Genomic DNA, 16,959 nt, shown 5'->3' with positions numbered 1-16,959 from the left:
GGTCACACCGGGTCGACGGGGCGGCGGCCCAGCATGTCGAGGCGGTTGAGCACCCGGTTGCCGGCGATCACCTTGGTGAAGCTGACCTTCTCCGAAGCGGCCGTCAGCGCCGCGACCGTGCCGAGCAGCACGAGCCTGCCCGGCCGTCCCAGCGTGGTGACCGCCGCCAGGCCGATGAGCGCGCCGAGCGCGTTGGCGCCCGCGTCACCCAGCATGGCCCGCTCCCCCAGGTCGTCGGGCAGCAGCGCGGCGGCCGCGCCCAGGGGCACGGCCGCCAGCGCGGCGCTCGCCGGCCGGTCGCGGAGCAGGGCGGCGGCCAGCAGCGGCCCACCGGTGAGCAGGCCGACCTTGATGGCGCGGCCCGGCCGCAGGTCGAAGAGGTTGGCGAGGTTGGCGGCGCCGGCGATGGCCGCGCCGTTGACGAGCGTGTCGGCGGGGCCGCTGGAGACGAGCGCGGCCGCGCCGAGCCCGGTCGCGCCGATGCCGAGGATCTTGACGGCTCCGCTGGTGACCTCGCCGCGCGCGAGCGCGCTCAGGTGACCCTTGAACCCCTTGGAGGAGGTGGTGCCGTACAGGTCGTCGTAGGCGCCGAGCGCCCCGCTGCCGCCTCCGGCGAGCAGCGCCGCGAGCCGTACGCGCGGCGGCAGGCCCGGGAGGAGCGCGGCGGCGGCTCCCGCGCCGGCCACGAACGCGGGGCCTTCAAGCAGGGTGATCGGCTCACCGCGGTGGTTCTTACGGGTCCAGCGGTCATCCGGGTCCTGAGACCTGGCCCGGGTCAGGAGGGTGTGGGCGGCGCGGGCGGCGACGGCGCCCAGAGCGGCGCCGGCCAGCGCGTGGAGCAGGCCACGGGCCATGTCAGCTCCCAGAGGGGGTCAGCCCCCGGAGGAGGGGGTCGCGGTCGGGGTGGAGTTGGGCACGGCGGGCATGGGCGCGGTCACGTTGGCGCCGATGCCGTACTGGCCGGCCCGCCCGTTGAGTTGCTCCCGCAGAGCGTAGACGATCGCGGTGCGGCCCGCGGGCATGTCGAGGGTGTCGACGGTGGAGACGCGCTTGACCAGGTCGCTGTCGTCGCGGGCGGCGGTGATGAGGCCGCCCGCCGAGGCCGCGGTGACGCTGCCGGCGATGACGGTGCCCTTGCCGGCGGCGTCGAGCCCGCGTGCGAGGGCCAGCAGGGCGGCGGCCTGCGGCTCGGCGTTGTCCCCCTCGAAGGCCCGCTCCGGCGCGAACATGACGACGAGCGTGGACCGCTTGGCCGGCTCGTCGTCGATGCTCAGCAGGCCGCCCGCCTCGAACCCGCCGAGCACGGCCGCGGTGGCGGGGTTGGCGGTGCCGGCCTGGGCCTGGTCGGTGGTCACGAGCGTGGCCGCCAGCAGGGCCGCGGCCTTGTCGTAGGCGCCGGCGGACGGGGCCAGGGCCATGTCGCGCGGCTTGAGCTGGGTGACGAGCCCGTCGATCACGCCCTGGTTCTTGGCGTCGAGGATCTTGTCGGTCAGCGTGACGCGGCCGGTGATGGCGGCGCCCGCCTGGAGCAGCACCTGCTGCTGCGCCTCGCGGTAGGTGCTGCTGGCGCCGGGCGCCTCCACGAGCAGGACGCGCTCGCCGTTCAGCGCGCCGGCGACGAGCTGCGGGGTGAACGCGGTGACGAACGCGTCGTCGGCCGCCTCCCGGCCGCGCCGGACGTCGAGCTCGGACCTCAGGTCGTTGTTGGTCTTGGCCATCAGGTCGCTGGTCCTCTTGGCGGTCTCGATCGCGGGCGTCTGGAGCAGCGTGGTGCCCATGACGATGCCTACGGCCAGCGCAAGGAAGATCGCGACGATGGAGACGAGGTGGTAGCGAAAATCAATCACGAGAAGAGTCCGACCAGCCAGAAGATGAACGCGTTCCAGGCGTCTTGGAGACCGTTCAGCCAGGTCTGGCCGATCGGCGAGATGAAGAGGGCGACCCCCATCGTGATCAGTGCGGTGATCACGAGCAGGAGCAGCTGCGGAGTGGAGATGCGGCTGCGGTAGAGCCTGCTCACGCCCTTGGCGTCGATGAGCTTGCTGCCGATGCGCAGGCGGGTGAGGAAGGTGCTGGCCATGCCGGAGCGCCCCTTGTCGAGGAACTCCTCCAGGGTGCCGTGGGTGCCGACGGCGACGATGAGCTCCGCGCCCTTGTCGTCGGCCAGCAGCATCGCGATGTCCTCGCTGGTGCCGGTGGCGGGGAAGATGACGGCCTCGCGGCCGAGCTGGTGGACGCGTTCGAGGCCGGGGGCGCGGCCGTCGCGGTAGGCGTGCACGACGAGCTCGGCGCCGCAGCTCAACGCCTTGGTGGAGACCGAGTCGAAGTCGCCGACGATCACGTCGGGCAGGTAGCCGGCCTCCAGCAGCGCGTCGGCCCCGCCGTCCACGCCGATGAGGATGGGGCGGTACTCGCGGATGTACGGGCGGAGGGTGGCGATGTCGTCCTTGTAGTGGTAGCCGCGGACCACGATGAGGACGTGCCGGCCCTCCATCGTGGTGCGGATCTCCGGCACCCCCACGCCGTCGATGAGCAGCTTGCCCTCGCCGCGGACGTACTCCATCGTGTTGACGGCGAACGCCTCGATCTGCACCGCGAGCCCGGCGCGGGCCTCGGCCATGGCGGCCTCGACGGCCTCGGCCGTCTGCTCGTCGCCCTTGCCGACCACCATGTCGTCGAGGTGGACGACGCCCTCGTGCAGTCGTACGACGTCGCCGTCCTTGACCCGCTCGAACAGCTCCGGGGTGGCGTTGTCGACGAAGGGCACCCCGGCTTCCAGCAAAATCTGGGGCCCCAGGTTCGGATAGCGGCCGCTGATGCCGGCCGCGGTGTTCACCACGGCCGCCGCACCGCATGCCACAAGCGCCTCCGCGCTGACCCGGTCGACGTCGACGTGATCGATGATCGCGATCTCACCGGGCTGGAGGCGCTTGGTGAGCCTCTTCGTCCGTCGATCGATTCTCGCCACTGCCGTGACACCGGGAAGGTCGTCGACCTTCCTGCCGCGGAGGCCCGGCATCCTGCTTCCCGGAACCTTCATCATGAACATCCTGCCAGAGCGAAACAGCTCAGCGGCCCATCATCGCGGCGCGTGTCCAATTTGTCACAGACAGTCATCGCTCCGCGGCGGCCAGTCCCAGCAGTTCCTCGGCGTGCGCCCGGCCCAGCTCGGAGTCCTCCAGCCCGGCCAGCATGCGCGAGAGCTCCCGCACCCGTCCCTCGTGGTCGAGCGTGACGACGCCGCTGCGCACCACGCTGCCGTCGCTGGCCTTCTCGACCACCAGATGCTGGTCGGCGAAGGCCGCCACCTGCGGCAGATGGGTGACGACTATCACCTGCGCGGTGCGCGCCAACCTGGCCAGCCGCCGGCCGATCTCGACCGCGGCCTTGCCGCCCACGCCCGCGTCGACCTCGTCGAACACGAACGTCGGCACCGGGTCGGCGCCCGCGAACACCACCTCGATGGCCAGCATGACCCGACTCAGCTCACCACCGGAGGCGCCCTTGGTCAGCGGCAGCGGCGGCGCGGCGGGATGGGCGGCCATGCGCAGCTCGACCTCGTCGACGCCCTCCGGCCCGAAATCGGCGGCCCGCGTGAGCTGGACCACCACCCGGGCGTGCGGCATCGCGAGCGCGGTCAGCTCCTCGGTGACGGCCTGCCCGAAGCGCTCGGCCGCCGCCTCCCGCACGCGCGTCAGCTCGGCGGCCAGCTCGGTCAGCCGGGCCGTGAGCTCCTCGTGCTCGCGCGTCAGCTCCTCGATGCGCTCGTCGTCGCCCTCCAGCTCCGTGAGCCGGGCGGCCGAGCTCCGCGCCCACTCCAGGACGCTGGCGACGTCCACGCCGTACTTGCGGATCAGGCCCGACAGCAGCGACCTGCGCTCCTGTACGACGGCCAGCCGGGCGGGGTCGGCCTCGATCGACTCGGCGTAGGAGGCCAGGTCGGTGGCCACGTCGGAGACGAGGTAGCCGGCCTCGGCCAGCCGGTCGGCCATCTCGGCCAGCTCGGTGTCGAAGTCGCGGACGGCCTCGATGGCGGCGCGCGCCTCGCCGAGCAGGGAGATCACGTCGTGCGCGCCGTCGACGGCCTCCATCGGGTCGCCCAGCAGCGCCGTGTGGGCGCTGGTGGCCGCGCCGCGCAGCGCGTCGGCGTGCGAGAGCCGCTCCTCCTCACCGCGCAGCTCCGCGTCCTCACCGGGCTTGGGATCGACCTTCTCGATCTCCTCCAGGCCGAACCTCAGCAGGTCGGCCTCCTGCGCCCGCTCGCGGGCGCGGGTGGTCAGCTCGTCGAGCAGCGCCGCGACCTGCTTGTGCCGTTTGTACGCCTGGGTGTAGGCCCGCAGCGGCTTGACCAGGTCGTTTCCGGCATAGCGGTCAAGCGCGGCGCGCTGGCGGGCGGGCTGCAGGAGGCGCTGCTGGTCCATCTGGCCGTGCACGGCGACGAGGTCGTCGGCCAGATACGTCAGGGTGCCGACGGGCACGCCGCGCCCGCCCAGCCAGGCGCGCGAGCGGCCCTCGGCCGAGACGGTGCGGGAGATGATGAGCTCGCCGTCGTCGACGGTGCCGCCGATGTCCTCCACCTGCTGGCCGACCCGGCCGGCCGCCTCGATGACGAGCGTGCCCTCGACGCTGGCCCGGTCGGCGCCCGGCCGGATGCGCGACGGGTCGGCCCGGCCGCCGAACAGCAGGCCGAGCCCGGTGACGACCATCGTCTTGCCGGCCCCGGTCTCGCCGGTGACCACGTTGAAGCCCGGCGAAAGCTCGAGCACGGCCTCATCGATGACGCCGAGTCCCTGGATGCGGACCTCCTCGACCCTAGGTCGCACTGCCCACTCCCGTCGCTCCTGACTCCGAACACCTGTGCGTATGTGATCCTACGCGCCTCACAGTCCATTCACTCAGGGACGCACCCTTCCGCGCCAGCCCTGGACGGGTAGTTCGAACTTGGCGACCAGCCTGTCGGTGAAGGGCGCGCCGCTGCTCTCGACGCCGTGCAGCCGCGCCAGGCGCACCGGCCGGGCGCCCCTGCGTACCTCCACGCGGGTACCGGAGGGCAGGTCGAACCGGCGCCGCCCGTCGCACCACAGCACGCCGCCCGGCGTGTCGGGCAGGGTCTCGACCGCGAGCGTGGAGCGGGGCGAGACCACGAGTGGCCGGGCGAACAGCGCGTGGGCGCTGATCGGCACCATGAGCAGGGCCTCCACCTCCGGCCACACCACGGGACCGCCCGCGGAGAAGGCGTAGGCGGTCGAGCCGGTGGGGGTGGCGCAGATGACGCCGTCGCAGCCCCAGCGCGACAGGGGCCGGCCGTCGATCTCGGCCACGACCTCCAGCATGCGGTCGCGCTTCTCGACGGACACCTCGTTCAGGGCCCACGTGTCGGCGATGGTCTGGCCGTTCTGGCGGGCGAGGACGTCGATGGTCATGCGCTCCTCGACGTCGTAGCGGCCCGCCACGACGCTGTCGACCGCCGCGGCGAGGTCGGCCACCTCCGCCTCCGCCAGGAACCCGACGTGGCCGAGGTTGACGCCCAGCAGCGGCGTGCCGGTGGGCCGGGCCAGCTCGGCCGAGCGCAGCAGCGAGCCGTCGCCACCCAGCACGATCATGACCTCGGCGTCCTTGGCGGCGCCCGGCTCGCCGGGCACCACCTCCGCCCCGGAGCAGCGGATCTCGTCGGCCTCCGTGTCGAGCACCCGGACCGTCAGCCCGGCGCCGACCAGGCGCTTGATGACGAGGCGGGCGCTGTCGACGGCGGCCTCGCGCCCCGTGTGCACGGTGACCAGCACGGTACGGTTCATCGCGGCCCTTCCTCGACGGCGCGCTCGATCGCGGCCTCCAGGTCCTCCACCGGAGGCTCGCCCTCCCCCTTGCCCATCCAGAGGAGGTACTCCACGTTGCCCGAGGGACCCGGCAACGGACTGGCCGTCACCCCGCGTACCGACAGACCGAGCTCCAGCGCGCGGGCCGCCACGTCGCGCACGGCGCGCGCCCGCAGCTCCGGGTCGCGCACCACGCCGCCCGCCCCGACCAGCTCCTTGCCCACCTCGAACTGCGGCTTGACCAGCATCACCAGGTCGGCCGCCGGGGCGGCCACCTCGGCCAGCGCCGGGAGCACCAGCCGCAGCGAGATGAACGACAGGTCGCCCACCACCAGCGTCGGCGGCTCGCCGACCATGTCGGGCGTGAGGTCGCGCACGTTGACGCGCTCCATCACCGTGACCCGCTCGTCGGTGCGCAACGACCAGGCGAGCTGGCCGTAGCCGACGTCGACGGCCAGCACACGGGCGGCGCCGTGGCGCAGCAGCACGTCGGTGAAGCCGCCGGTGGACGCGCCCGCGTCGAGGCAGCGCCGCCCCTCGACGGTCAGGGCGCCGAACGCCTTCAGCGCGCCGAGCAGCTTGTGCGCGCCGCGCGAGACGTAGTCGGGCCCGTCGGCCGACTCGGCGACGACGATCGGCGAGGCGGTGTCGACCTGCGTGGCCGGTTTGCCCGCCCGTTGCCCGGAGACCGTGACGCGGCCCGCCTCGATGAGCTGGACGGCCTGCTCCCGCGACCTGGCCAGGCCGCGGCGCACCATCTCGCTGTCCAGGCGTATCCTGCGGCTCACTGGTCGTCCACGGCCGCGAGCGTGGCCTCCAGCCCGGCGAACGCCTCGTCGAACACCGCCACGTGCTCGCTCACCGGCAGGCCGGCCAGGCGGCCGAGCCCCGTCACGACCGCGTCGACCCGTTCGTCTCCGGTCTCCTCCGGCAGCGCACTCATGACACGAAGGTAACGCCTCTCGCGAGCGCGCAGGCACCTTGGCGGGTGTGTCACACGTTGACGGGGCATACGCCACGCCACCGATGTGGAACGCTACGTCGGTGAAGGTCAGGCGTCCGTAAAGATGAGCGAAAGGGTGGACACCATGGCAAGCGTCGAGGAGTGCCGGGCGGCACTGGCCAAGCTCGTCGCGCAGTTCGACGAGATCGACGCGGAGGACCGCGCGCGGCACGTGGTGGAACGCACGGTCAGCTGCCGCGTCTCCGATCTCGGTGTGATGTTCTACGGCCGGCTGCACCACGACGGGCTCGACCCGTTCACGGAGGAGCCGCCGACGGACGGCAGGCCGGCGGACGTGCGGCTGACGATCGGCAGCGACGACCTGGTGGCACTGGTGGACGGAGAGCTGGACATGGCGCGGGCGCTGCTGGGCGGGCGGGTGAAGGTCGACGCCAGCTTCGGCGACCTGCTGCGCCTGCGCCGCCTGCTCTGACTCCTGCCGCTTCCCGAGCGGCCTCGCGAGGTCTCAGCCCACGCGGTCCAGCGCCTGCTTGACCGCGTCCTCCTCGGCACGTCCCTCTCCCACGGCCGCCCAGACGGCGTCACAGGCGGCCCGCAGGCCGTCGATCCGGCTGCCGTCGCCCTCCAGCCGCAGCGCGCCGTCCTCCCAGCGGGCCCGCCAGCCTCCGCAGACGCCCTCCCGCACCTCCGGATAAGGCTGCGACAGCGCGTCCAGCCCCTCGGCGACGTACGTGGGCCGGTGCCTCGGGCCGGCCGTGAGCAGGTCCAGCGGGGTCGCCACGCCGGTCAGCACGAGCAGGCCGTCGACACCGGCGTTGGTGGCGCCCTCGATGTCGGTGTCGAGCCGGTCGCCCACGACCAGGGGCCGCCGGGCCCCGGTGCGGATCATCGACTCGCGGTGCAGCGGCGGGTCCGGCTTGCCCGCGTACACGGGCTCCACTCCGGTGGCGGCGGCGATCACCCGCACCATCGCCCCGTTGCCGGGCAACTCGCCCCGGCCGGTCGGCATGGTGCTGTCGCCGTTGGACGCCACGAACAGCGCGCCATGCCGCACGGCCAGCGCCCCCTCGGACAGCAGCCCGTACGACAGGCCGGGCGCGATCCCCTGCACCACCGCGACGGGCGCGTCCATCGCGGTGGTCACCGGCCTGAGCCCCCGGTCCCGCACGGCCAGCCGGAGCCCGGAACCGCCGACGACCAGCACGTTCGAGCCGGCCGGCACCCGCTCGGAGACCAGCCGGGCGGCGGCCTGCGCCGAGGTCACCACGTCACCGGCGGCGGCGGACACGCCCAGCTCGCGCAGGTGCGCGGCGATGGCGGCGGGGGTGCGGGAGGCGTTGTTGGTCACGTACGCCAGCCGCACGCCCAGCCCCCGCGCCTCCTCCAGCGCCTCGGGGGCGCCGGGGACTGCGTGCCTGCCCAGATAGACCACACCGTCGAGGTCGAGCAGCAGGGTGTCGTAACCGTCGATCAGCACGGGTCGCCTTTCGCTTCTTGGTCCTTGATCCGCTCCCCGCCACGGTCCGGGGCCGCGCCCTGTGACGCTCCGCTTCGGAGACCGGCGGCGTCATCTCGGGTCATGCGCCGAGGCCGTCACCACGCACGGCCCTTCTCGTGGTGCGATGCGCTCGACGGACGTCGAGGCCTGCGCCGTCGCCTCGCCACGCCGGGACACACCTCGCCACGTCCGGCCCGTGCCACCTCGCCCGGTGCCACCTCGCAGGGAGACGTCACCACGGAGACTGTAGCGCCGCCCGTCCGCACGCCTCCGACCACCCACCCGGATCCGCAGGGCCCGCTCGGACCGCCTGTCACATCTCCCGCCGTGCGCGCAACGTCGCCCGCACGCTCTTCAACGCCGACACGTAGTGCCGCTCGTCAGGACGCATCGCCACCGCGATGGCCAGCGGCTCCTGAGCGCCCTCCACGTCCCCGGTGCGCCACAGCGACAGCCCGAGACCGAAATGGGCGTAATCCTCAGCCGGGTTGGCGTCCACGATCTGCCGGAAGCTCTCCGCCGCCTCCGCGTACTGCCGCGAATTGAACTGCGCCCGCGCCAGTGCCTCCAGGATGCTGCGCGAGTCGGGCTCGGCGAGGGCCGCCCGCTCCAGCAGCGCGGCCGCCGCGGCCGGACTGCCCTCCTTGAGCAGCTTCACCCCACGCTGGTACCAGTCGTAAACGTCACCTTCGGGGGTGCCGGGGGAATCATCGTGGACGTTTCTACCTTGGACCATGCGTGAGGCCTCCTTCATCGGCAGATGACGGCTCCGCTCGGCTCGCCACGGAGTCGGGCGCGACGGGGTGCTGGGGCGGCTTCTGGAAGATTCGGACCTTTAAGGGAGCATGCCCGATATGGGGAGTCCTGAACTGCCGGTGCCCGACGGCCTCGAGCTGCACCCCTTCCGCGGTGTCCGCTTCGCCGTGGACGACCCCGCCAAGGTCACCTCCCCGCCCTATGACCTGATCTCGGACGACGACGTCCGGGCGTTGCTGGACTCCCATCCCAACAACGTGGTCCGCCTCATCCTTCCCCGCCCCACCACGCCGGCCCCGGACACCGACGCCGCCCCCATGGCTGACAGGGACGACTTGGGCAGTTCCGCGAGCGCCGGTGCCGGCGGCCCCACCGACCGGAGCGGCGCCGGCGACGGCCTGCCCGCTCCGGCACCCGACATCGACGTGACCCGCTACGCGGAGGCCCGTGACACCCTGCGCGCGTGGCTGGAGGCGGGCATCCTCACGACGGACGCCCTCCCGGCCCTGTACGTGTACGAGCAGCGCGGCCCCGGGGTCCTTCAGCGCGGCCTCATCGGCGACGTGGGCATCGCCGATCCGACGCAGGGCGTCATCCTGCCCCACGAGCACGTCTTCCCCGGACCGGTGGCGGACCGGCTCGCGCTCATGAGCACCACCCAGGCCAACCTGGAGCCCATCTTCCTTCTGTACGACGGCGACGACGGCCAGGCGACGCGGCTCGTGGACGAGGTGGCCACCACCCGGGAGCCCCTGGTCGCGGCCCACACCGAGGACGGCCTCACGCACCGCCTGTGGGCGATCACCGACGCGACCGAGATCGCCGCCGTCAACGCCGACCTCCGCCCCCGCCAAGCTCTCATCGCGGACGGCCACCACAGGTACGCCACGTACCGAGTCCTCCAGCGGCAGGAACACACTGCCCGCGCCCAGACCCACTCCGCCCACCTCTCAGCAACCGCCGCCGGGCCGGAGTCGGGCCCATGGGACTTCGGCCTGGCGCTGCTGGTCGACGTCTCGGCCTATCCACCCGACCTCAAGGCCATCCATCGAGTCATCCCGGCCCTCGCCCTCACGGAGGCGGCGGCCAGGGCGAAGGGCGCGTGGCGGGTCCACGACTTCCCCAGCCTCGCCGAAGGGCTGGCGGCGCTCGACGCGGCCTCGGGGCCGGCCTTTCTGCTCGCCGGTGAAGGCGGGACCCACCTGCTGACCGACCCCGACCCCATGCAACTGGCCCATGCCATGCCCGCCGACCGCTCGGACCGCTGGAACGCCCTGAACACCGCCATCCTCACGGAGTTCCTGATGCCCAAGGTCTGGGACATGCAGGACGACGAGCAGGCCGTACGGATCGTCCACCACGACCCGCGCGCCGCGGCGGAGCAGGCCGCCCACACTGGGGGAACGGCGGTGATCCTCAAGCCGCTCGCGGTCGCCGACGTCCTCGCGGTCGCCGCGGCCGGCGAACGCGTACCCCGCAAATCCACCTCCTTCGGCCCCAAGCCCCGAACCGGCCTGATCCTCCGCACCTTCGCCACCGGCTGAGACCAAGGACGCATCTGGCCTGCCCGCCTTCTCACCGGCCGGGATCTACAGAGGCTTGGTCCCGGCACCGTCCTCACAGGGCTGAGGCCGACCACCGGCCTGCTCCGCCACACCTCGCCACCACCGAAGCGCCGGCACTCCTCAGGAGTGTCCATCGCTCCTCCAGCCGTTAGGGTCGTTCATGATGACGACTTCTGCTTCATCGGGCGCGCGGTGGCTGCTGCTGGACGAGTACACCGGTGAGGTGGATGTCACGTTGGGCGTGTGCCACGACATCGACGGGCTCTTCGTGGACCCCGAGCCCTTCCCCCCGCCCGAAACGCTCACTCTGCTCGGCTGTGAGCCGGCGGGTCCACTGCTGAAAACTCTGCAACATATAGGGACCGAGCGGGCGTGGCTCCCCAGTATTGCCCTGACTCCCGTTCACGGGCCGCAGCAGCGGCCCGCCGGGTGCCTGGAGTACGAGCACGGATGCACGTGCGAAGAGGAACTCATCGACGTGAGCCTGGTCAGCCGACGCCCTTCCGCGCAGGGCGAAGGATTGGTGGACCTCGACTTACGCGGATATGTCCGGCTGCTTCCGGAGTGGGGGATGCCTGAGGAGAAGCCGAATGCGATGAGGTTTCGCCTGTCCGCGCTCAACAACGCGGAGTCAGGCGAGTGCCTGGACGTCGCTGGCGTCTTCCGCGAGCGCCCCGCCGCGCCTGTCCGGCCGGTGACGCTGATCGGCTTCCGTCCCGAAGCGCCGCCACTGAATCCCGTCGAGGGAAGCAGGATCACGGCATCCCTCATGGCCGTCCGACGCGACGGCCGCATCACTGGAGGCATCAGGGCGCTGTCGGCCGCCGTGGTCTCCGCCCGTCCGTCGAGCTCGGGCGACGGCCTGCTGGACATCGCCCTGGACGGCGGGGTGGAGGAGCCACTACCGAATGGCGCCCGTGAGATCTTCCAGATGTGGTACGACGGCGGCCCGGCCGAGCCCAACCTGTGGGCCCGCTACGACCGACTTCTGCAGCACGAATGGTCCGGCCTGGCCATCAGGAACCGCCCTCAGGGCCTGACTGACAAACCGGCTGGAACGACATATCACCTCGACGGTCGATTCGTCACCGACGTCGATGCCTTCTACTGCGCCATCGGAGAGGCGATCAACGGTCCTGGCGGCTACTTCGGCTGGAACCTCGACGCCCTCCACGACTGCCTCAGCCACGGATGGGGTGCCGCCACCCCATTCCGGCTGATTTGGCACCACTCCGACGTGGCCCTCCGGCATCTCGTCCCTGGGTATGACCGGCCGAGTCACCGCCTACGCAACTGGGGGCCGAACGTCGAACTGGACTACCTCCTTAAGATCTTTTCCGAGCACGATGTCGATGTCGAGCTCCGCTGACCCAACCGCCGGCTGCCTCTCGTCTTACAGCGCCGCTGGACCATGACGCGGCCCGGCGCCGGGTCAGGAACCAAGTTGCGCCACTCGGTGAGCATGCAGAAGAACGTCGAGCGCGGTGCGGCAGAACGCTTCAGTGACGGCGACGGGTCTGCCGTTGAGGGCACAGCATCGGCAGCCGTCTCATCACCGCGCTGCGAAGTGAGGCCCGACAGGAGAGGCCGAGCCTGGTGGACGTGTTGCCGTGCGTACGCCCTCTACCGCCGGCTTGGCCTGACGGAAGTCGCGCGTCACGGCGGCAGCGAGATCAAGACCAAGATGCGTTGCAGCCCGACGTCCACGCGACGGCCCCTGTTTCCGGACATTTCTGTTTCCGGTGATCCTTGTCAGACCGACGCACGACGCTGCTGCCTCTGATATCCGCGGCGACCAGACCACGCCCAGCCGTCGGTGGCCGGTCGACGGTGCGCTTTCAGCGGTGGGTTCGCGAAAGCACGCCTCTCCCGGCGGACCTGCATGTGTCGATCATGGTCTGGAGACGGCTTGGCGTAGGAGGAGCGCCTGGCAGGTCATGGTCCTCCGGCGTCTCGGTTTCCTTCGGACGTGGCGACGTCGTCTCCTCCGGACGTGGCGACGTCGTCTCCTCCGGACGTGGACGTGTCGGACGCGATGGGGACGGTACCTGCATGCCAGGGTTCGCCACCATGGGTGTTTCCGCGGAGCCGCGCACAGCGCGTCGGGAAGCTTCACCGGCCCTAGAAGGTTCTCCGGCCCTTGGAGCTTCTCCGGCCATGGGTTGTCCGGCCATGGGTAGTTCCCCGGCCGGGGGTGACTCCGCGGTCAACTGAGGCGATGCCACCACTGGGTGCTGTGTCGCGGCGGGATGCCGTGCGGCCATGGTTGATCTGGCCACACCGGGAATCTCGTGGGCCAAGGACCGCTCGGTGGCTGCGGAAGGATCCGTGGCGGCGGGCGGCTTTGCGATCGGGGTAAGCGATGTGGCCGCCGCACGGTCTGGCGTTGCGGGGCTTCCTCCGGTGGTTCGGGGTCCTGTCGCGGGCCGGGGTTGCCCGGCTGCCGGGTCGTGCGCGCGTGCGACGGCCGTCGACCTCGTGGAGTCGCTCAGGCTCGGCAGTGCGTTGGCGGTCGGTGGAGATGGCGGATGCGCGGGCAAGCCCATGCCTTGTGAGGCGTTCATACCTTGCGCGGCGAGAGCGTCGGTGGAGGCTGGGGCACTGGCGGTCCCGGACGGAGAAGTGCCTGGGGCCGTGGTCTGATTCTTCAGTGCACCGGAACCCGTTGTGGCGGGTGAAGGTGTGGATGCGCGCGATCCCCTGGACGGGCGGCGGCGCTCACCGTCCCGAGGCAGCTCCAGAACCGCGGTGACCGGCTCAGTGACGGCCGGCTCGGTGATGGCCGGCTCCGCGGTGAAGACCTCTACCTCGTAGCGCCAGATCTTGCCGGACGATGGACCGTAGATGCGGCAGCGGAACGCGCCTCGCACCTCCAGCGGATCGTCCGGTTTCAGGTCGCGCACCACGGCTGCGGTCGCGGCGTCGAAGGTGACGCACGGGATGCTGTCCGTCATCACACCCCCTTTCGGGTGCGGGCGGTCCCTGCGCACGGCCACGCGCCACCTCGTCAAGGTGTCACCGCTGGGCAACCTCTTGACCTCGGCTGCCGCGGACAGCCTCCCTACCAGCACGACCTCGTTGCGGTCCACTGTCGTCCTCCCATCCGATGCTCCGGTGGGGATCACTCTCTACGATGTGGGCAAGGCCGGAGCGGCTTGAATGTCGTTCTGGGGATAGCGGACCGCTGGCTCGGGAGCTCCTGTGGACAACATCACCGCCCTCGGCGGCGACGTCTATGAGATCGACACGAAAATGGCTGGATACTCGGGCATAACCGCCGGGTACCTGATCCTGTCTGACCGGCCCTGCCTGGTGGAGACCGGGACGTCGACTTCCGCACCGGTGGTGCGCGACGCCATGGCCGCGCTGGGAGTGGGTCCCGACGACCTGTCGACCGTGGTCGTCACCCACATCCATCTGGACCACGCCGGAGGGGTCGGCGACATCGCGAAGTTCTTCCCCTCCGCGCAGATCGTCGTACACGAGAAGGGCGCCCGGCATCTGGCCGACCCGTCAAGGCTGATGGCCAGCGCCCGGATGGTCTGGGGCGACCAGCTAGACACGCTGTTCGGCGAGCTCACGCCGACCGAGGCCGAGCGCATCGTCGCGCTCGGCGACACCGGCGCCATCGACCTCGGCAACGGACGCACTCTCAGCAGCCACTACTCGCCCGGCCACGCCAAGCACCACGTCGGCCTCGTCGACTCGGGCACCGGCGACCTCTACGTCGGCGACGCGGCCGGCGTCTACCTCCCCGAGACCGGCGACCTGCGTCCCGCCACGCCGCCGCCGGACTTCGACCTGGACACGGCGCTCGACTCGATCGCCCTGTTCAGAGCGCTCGGCCCGCAACGGCTGCTGTTCAGCCATTACGGGCCGGTGGACGCTGTTCAGGAGACTCTCGAGCGTTCCGCGGAAGAACTGCGCGTCTGGGTGGATCTGACCCGCCAGGCACACGCGGAAGGCATGGACCTGGACCACGCCGTCGCCATGGTGTGGGACCAGACCAAGGAGCGCTACGCGGCGGTGGACCTGGAGAACGAGGCAGCCGAGCAACTGGAGCTGCTGAGCGGGGCGCCCTCCAACGTCGCGGGCATCCTCCACTGGCTCAACCGGGTCTCCCCGAAGAAAACACAGCCCTGAAACCCGCGAACGGTACAGCCGGCACACCGTGGGGTGTGCCGGCTGTACCGTCTGCTGGTCCTCGCGGTACGTCTCACAGATCTTCAGTGAGCGACCACGACGGCGTCAGTCGTCGCGCTTGGCCCTGTCCTCGGAAGGCTCGTCGGGCTCGTCCAGGATGTCGCCGAAGTTCGGCTCGATGAACGCCAGGTTGATGTCCGGGGCGGAGTCGGCCGCGGGCTTAGCCTTGGTCGACCGCTTTGAGCCGGCATCCGACTTGACGTCCTCGGCGGCAGCCGGGCTGTCCCCCGCCTGCTGAACGTTCTCCGCTACCGGGTCGCCCGCCGGGCTGTCGTTCGGCTCGCCGGCCGTGGAGGCGGCGGTTCCGGTCTCCGTGACCGCCGCAGCCGAGGCACCCTTGGCGGGAGCGTCGTCTGTGGCATCGCCACCTGACACGCTCGCCTCGGAGCCCTCATCGTCGGACATGTCGTGCTCGGACGCGTCCTTGGCGGACATGTCCTGGCCGCCGGCGGTCACCGCGGACTCGCTGGACGCCGGCGACTCACCGGATCCACCGCCCTCGCCACGGACATCCTCGACGAGGTCGGCCTCGTCGGAGTCGTCTTCATCGAGGTCGTCCTCGTCCGAGCCGTCCCCGCCGAGGTCGTTCTCGGCGTCCGCTTCCGAGGGCCCAGACTGGTCCGAGTGCTGAGGCTGCTCGGACTGCTCAGCCTCCTGCGACGACGTGGCGCCGAAGGCGGCGTCATCGTCCAGGGGTACGTCGAGGTCGTCGTCGTCCTCGTAGTCCTCTTCGAGGTCGTCGATGACGGCACCGGTCAGCGTGGCGTAACGCTCGGCGGCGTCGGTCTCCCCGTCGCCGTCGAAGGCCATCGCCCTGGCGAACCAGTCGGTCGCCGCGTCCTGGTGGCCGGCGTCGAGCAGCGCGTCGGCGTACGCGAACGCGAGCCGTGCCGACCACGGCTTCGGCTCCGGGTCGCGCAACTCCGGCAGCCGCTGGAGCGTGATGACCGCGGCGTCGTTCTGACCGAGGTCACGGCGAGCGCCGGATTCGACCATGGCCAGCTCGATGCGCTCGGGCCGGTCGAGGCGCTCGGCCTCCGGAGAGCGAACGAGGTCCAGGGCACGCTCGGGACGACCGAGACCACGCTCGCAGTCGGCCATCACCGGCAGGTACGCGTCGGAGCCCGTCATCCTCCTGGCCGCGCGCAGGTCGCTCAGCGCCTCGGAGTAGTGCCCCGCGTGGTAAGCGACGATGCCCGCCGCCTCCCGGACGACGCCGATACGGGCGGCGAACCGGCGAGCCACCGTGGTGTGCTCGTGCGCCCGGTCGGGATCGTCCTCCTCCAGGGCACGCTCGGCGGCGACGAGGTGCCGGCCCACGAGCTCGGCGAGGTCGCCGGGCAGGGAACGCAGCTCCTCGCGCACCTCCTTGTCGAGCTCCTCGGCGGTGATGTCAGGGGCGACCTCGGGGAGCCGCTCGCGCGGCGGGGCGTCGTCCCGGTCCGGCCTGCCGTACCTGGCGCGGGTGCCGCTTGACTGGCGGTCGTCGCGGTCGCGGGAGAAGGGACGGGAGCCACCGTCACGGGAGCCACCGTCGCGGTAGCCGCCTTCGCGGCGCGGGCCGCGGTCGTCGCGGAACCCGCCCTCACGGCGCGGACCGCGGTCATCGCGGTCGCGGAACGGGCGACGCTCGTCGTCACGACGCGGTCCCCGGTCACCGAAGCCACCCTCGCGACGGGGACCCCGGTCGAAGCCACCCTCGCGACGCGGACCACGGTCATCGCGGAAACCACCCTCACGACGGGGACCACGATCGTCACGGTCGCGGAACGGGGGACGGCTGTCGCCCTGCCCACCCTCGCGGCGCGGACCGCGATCACCGAACCCGCCCTCACGGCGCGGACCGCGGTCATCGCGGTCGCGGAACGGACGACGCTCATCGTCACGACGCGGACCCCGGTCACCGAAGCCACCCTCGCGACGGGGACCCCGGTCGAAGCCACCTTCACGGCGCGGCCCACGGTCATCGCGGTCACGGAACGGGGGACGGCTGTCGCCCTGCCCACCCTCGCGACGCGGACCGCGATCACCGAACCCGCCCTCACGGCGCGGACCGCGATCGTCGCGGTCGCGGAACGGACGACGCTCATCGTCACGACGCGGACCCCGGTCACCGAAGCCACCCTCGCGACGGGGACCCCGGTCGAAGCCACCTTC

Annotated in this window: 15 protein-coding genes; 4 read left to right on the top strand and 11 right to left on the bottom strand. The window is 71.6% G+C overall.

Annotated elements, in window-relative coordinates:
• Positions 1 to 2 precede the first annotated feature (2 nt).
• The 7 genes from AB0H64_RS20820 to AB0H64_RS20790 all read right to left on the bottom strand — a co-directional run bounded on the left by AB0H64_RS20820 (position 3) and on the right by AB0H64_RS20790 (position 6,759).
• Positions 3 to 854, bottom strand: a complete 852-nt coding sequence (locus AB0H64_RS20820; RefSeq protein WP_357626718.1) for a hypothetical protein — start codon at positions 852 to 854, stop codon at positions 3 to 5.
• A gap of 18 nt (positions 855 to 872) precedes the next feature.
• Positions 873 to 1,847 carry a copper transporter gene (locus AB0H64_RS20815; protein WP_357626715.1) on the bottom strand — a complete coding sequence of 325 codons (975 nt, stop codon included), beginning with the start codon at positions 1,845 to 1,847 and terminating at the stop codon, positions 873 to 875.
• Positions 1,844 to 3,040 (bottom strand): putative cytokinetic ring protein SteA, encoded by a 1,197-nt coding sequence (gene steA / locus AB0H64_RS20810; RefSeq protein WP_357627072.1) that lies wholly within the window; start codon positions 3,038 to 3,040, stop codon positions 1,844 to 1,846. Before steA ends, AB0H64_RS20815 begins: the two co-directional genes overlap by 4 nt.
• Positions 3,041 to 3,113: 73 nt before the next feature.
• Positions 3,114 to 4,823, bottom strand: a complete 1,710-nt coding sequence (gene recN / locus AB0H64_RS20805) for a DNA repair protein RecN (RefSeq protein WP_357626713.1) — start codon at positions 4,821 to 4,823, stop codon at positions 3,114 to 3,116.
• Between the two features lie 72 nt (positions 4,824 to 4,895).
• Positions 4,896 to 5,795: an NAD kinase gene (locus AB0H64_RS20800; RefSeq protein WP_357626710.1), complete on the bottom strand. Its 900-nt coding sequence runs from the start codon at positions 5,793 to 5,795 to the stop codon at positions 4,896 to 4,898.
• Positions 5,792 to 6,604 (bottom strand): TlyA family RNA methyltransferase, encoded by an 813-nt coding sequence (locus AB0H64_RS20795; RefSeq protein WP_357626707.1) that lies wholly within the window; start codon positions 6,602 to 6,604, stop codon positions 5,792 to 5,794. The genes AB0H64_RS20800 and AB0H64_RS20795 overlap by 4 nt, the downstream gene beginning before the upstream one ends.
• Positions 6,601 to 6,759 (bottom strand): hypothetical protein, encoded by a 159-nt coding sequence (locus tag AB0H64_RS20790; protein WP_310708894.1) that lies wholly within the window; start codon positions 6,757 to 6,759, stop codon positions 6,601 to 6,603. Before AB0H64_RS20790 ends, AB0H64_RS20795 begins: the two co-directional genes overlap by 4 nt.
• Before the next feature lie 145 nt (positions 6,760 to 6,904).
• Between AB0H64_RS20790 and AB0H64_RS20785 the strand changes: the two genes are divergently transcribed.
• A complete protein-coding gene (locus AB0H64_RS20785) occupies positions 6,905 to 7,252 on the top strand; it encodes an SCP2 sterol-binding domain-containing protein (RefSeq protein WP_357626704.1) in 348 nt (115 codons plus the stop codon).
• A 33-nt stretch (positions 7,253 to 7,285) separates the two neighbouring features.
• On the opposite strand, the gene AB0H64_RS20780 is transcribed toward AB0H64_RS20785, so the two are convergent.
• Both AB0H64_RS20780 and AB0H64_RS20775 read right to left on the bottom strand, forming a co-directional pair.
• Positions 7,286 to 8,257, bottom strand: coding sequence for an HAD-IIA family hydrolase (locus AB0H64_RS20780; protein WP_357626702.1), 972 nt, complete (start codon positions 8,255 to 8,257; stop codon positions 7,286 to 7,288).
• Positions 8,258 to 8,591: 334 nt separating this feature from the next.
• A complete protein-coding gene (locus tag AB0H64_RS20775; RefSeq protein WP_357626699.1) occupies positions 8,592 to 9,014 on the bottom strand; it encodes a tetratricopeptide repeat protein in 423 nt (140 codons plus the stop codon).
• A 109-nt stretch (positions 9,015 to 9,123) separates the two neighbouring features.
• On the opposite strand from AB0H64_RS20775, the gene AB0H64_RS20770 reads away from it, so the two are divergent.
• Positions 9,124 to 10,578: a DUF1015 domain-containing protein gene (locus tag AB0H64_RS20770; RefSeq protein WP_357626696.1), complete on the top strand. Its 1,455-nt coding sequence runs from the start codon at positions 9,124 to 9,126 to the stop codon at positions 10,576 to 10,578.
• A gap of 181 nt (positions 10,579 to 10,759) precedes the next feature.
• Positions 10,760 to 11,968, top strand: coding sequence for a barstar family protein (locus AB0H64_RS20765; RefSeq protein ID WP_357626693.1), 1,209 nt, complete (start codon positions 10,760 to 10,762; stop codon positions 11,966 to 11,968).
• Positions 11,969 to 12,437: 469 nt separating this feature from the next.
• On the opposite strand, the gene AB0H64_RS20760 is transcribed toward AB0H64_RS20765, so the two are convergent.
• On the bottom strand, positions 12,438 to 13,670 hold the full coding sequence (locus AB0H64_RS20760; protein ID WP_357627069.1) for a single-stranded DNA-binding protein: 1,233 nt from the start codon (positions 13,668 to 13,670) through the stop codon (positions 12,438 to 12,440).
• 130 nt (positions 13,671 to 13,800) lie between these two features.
• Here AB0H64_RS20760 and AB0H64_RS20755 point away from each other — a divergent pair, with 130 nt between their 5' ends.
• A complete protein-coding gene (locus tag AB0H64_RS20755; protein WP_357626690.1) occupies positions 13,801 to 14,742 on the top strand; it encodes an MBL fold metallo-hydrolase in 942 nt (313 codons plus the stop codon).
• Positions 14,743 to 14,847: 105 nt separating this feature from the next.
• Here the strand turns inward: AB0H64_RS20755 and AB0H64_RS20750 are convergent, their stop codons facing one another.
• A complete protein-coding gene (locus AB0H64_RS20750) occupies positions 14,848 to 16,167 on the bottom strand; it encodes a hypothetical protein (RefSeq protein ID WP_357626688.1) in 1,320 nt (439 codons plus the stop codon).
• Positions 16,168 to 16,959: the final 792 nt, after the last annotated feature.

The organism is Nonomuraea sp. NPDC050733 (assembly GCF_040654215.1).
Taxonomy (GTDB): Bacteria; Actinomycetota; Actinomycetes; order Streptosporangiales; family Streptosporangiaceae; genus Nonomuraea.
This window is presented reverse-complemented; position numbering and strand designations above follow the sequence as displayed.

Bases quoted from the DNA above. Each gene is read 5' to 3' on its own strand.
- AB0H64_RS20820 (WP_357626718.1), bottom strand. From the start codon at position 854: ATGGCCCGTGGCCTGCTCCACGCGCTGGCCGGCGCCGCTCTGGGCGCC.
- steA (WP_357627072.1), bottom strand. From the start codon at position 3,040: ATGAAGGTTCCGGGAAGCAGGATGCCGGGCCTCCGCGGCAGGAAGGTC.
- AB0H64_RS20790 (WP_310708894.1), bottom strand. From the start codon at position 6,759: ATGAGTGCGCTGCCGGAGGAGACCGGAGACGAACGGGTCGACGCGGTC.
- AB0H64_RS20785 (WP_357626704.1), top strand. From the start codon at position 6,905: ATGGCAAGCGTCGAGGAGTGCCGGGCGGCACTGGCCAAGCTCGTCGCG.
- AB0H64_RS20770 (WP_357626696.1), top strand. From the start codon at position 9,124: ATGCCCGATATGGGGAGTCCTGAACTGCCGGTGCCCGACGGCCTCGAG.
- AB0H64_RS20800 (WP_357626710.1), bottom strand. From the start codon at position 5,795: ATGAACCGTACCGTGCTGGTCACCGTGCACACGGGGCGCGAGGCCGCC.
- AB0H64_RS20775 (WP_357626699.1), bottom strand. From the start codon at position 9,014: ATGGTCCAAGGTAGAAACGTCCACGATGATTCCCCCGGCACCCCCGAA.
- AB0H64_RS20765 (WP_357626693.1), top strand. From the start codon at position 10,760: ATGATGACGACTTCTGCTTCATCGGGCGCGCGGTGGCTGCTGCTGGAC.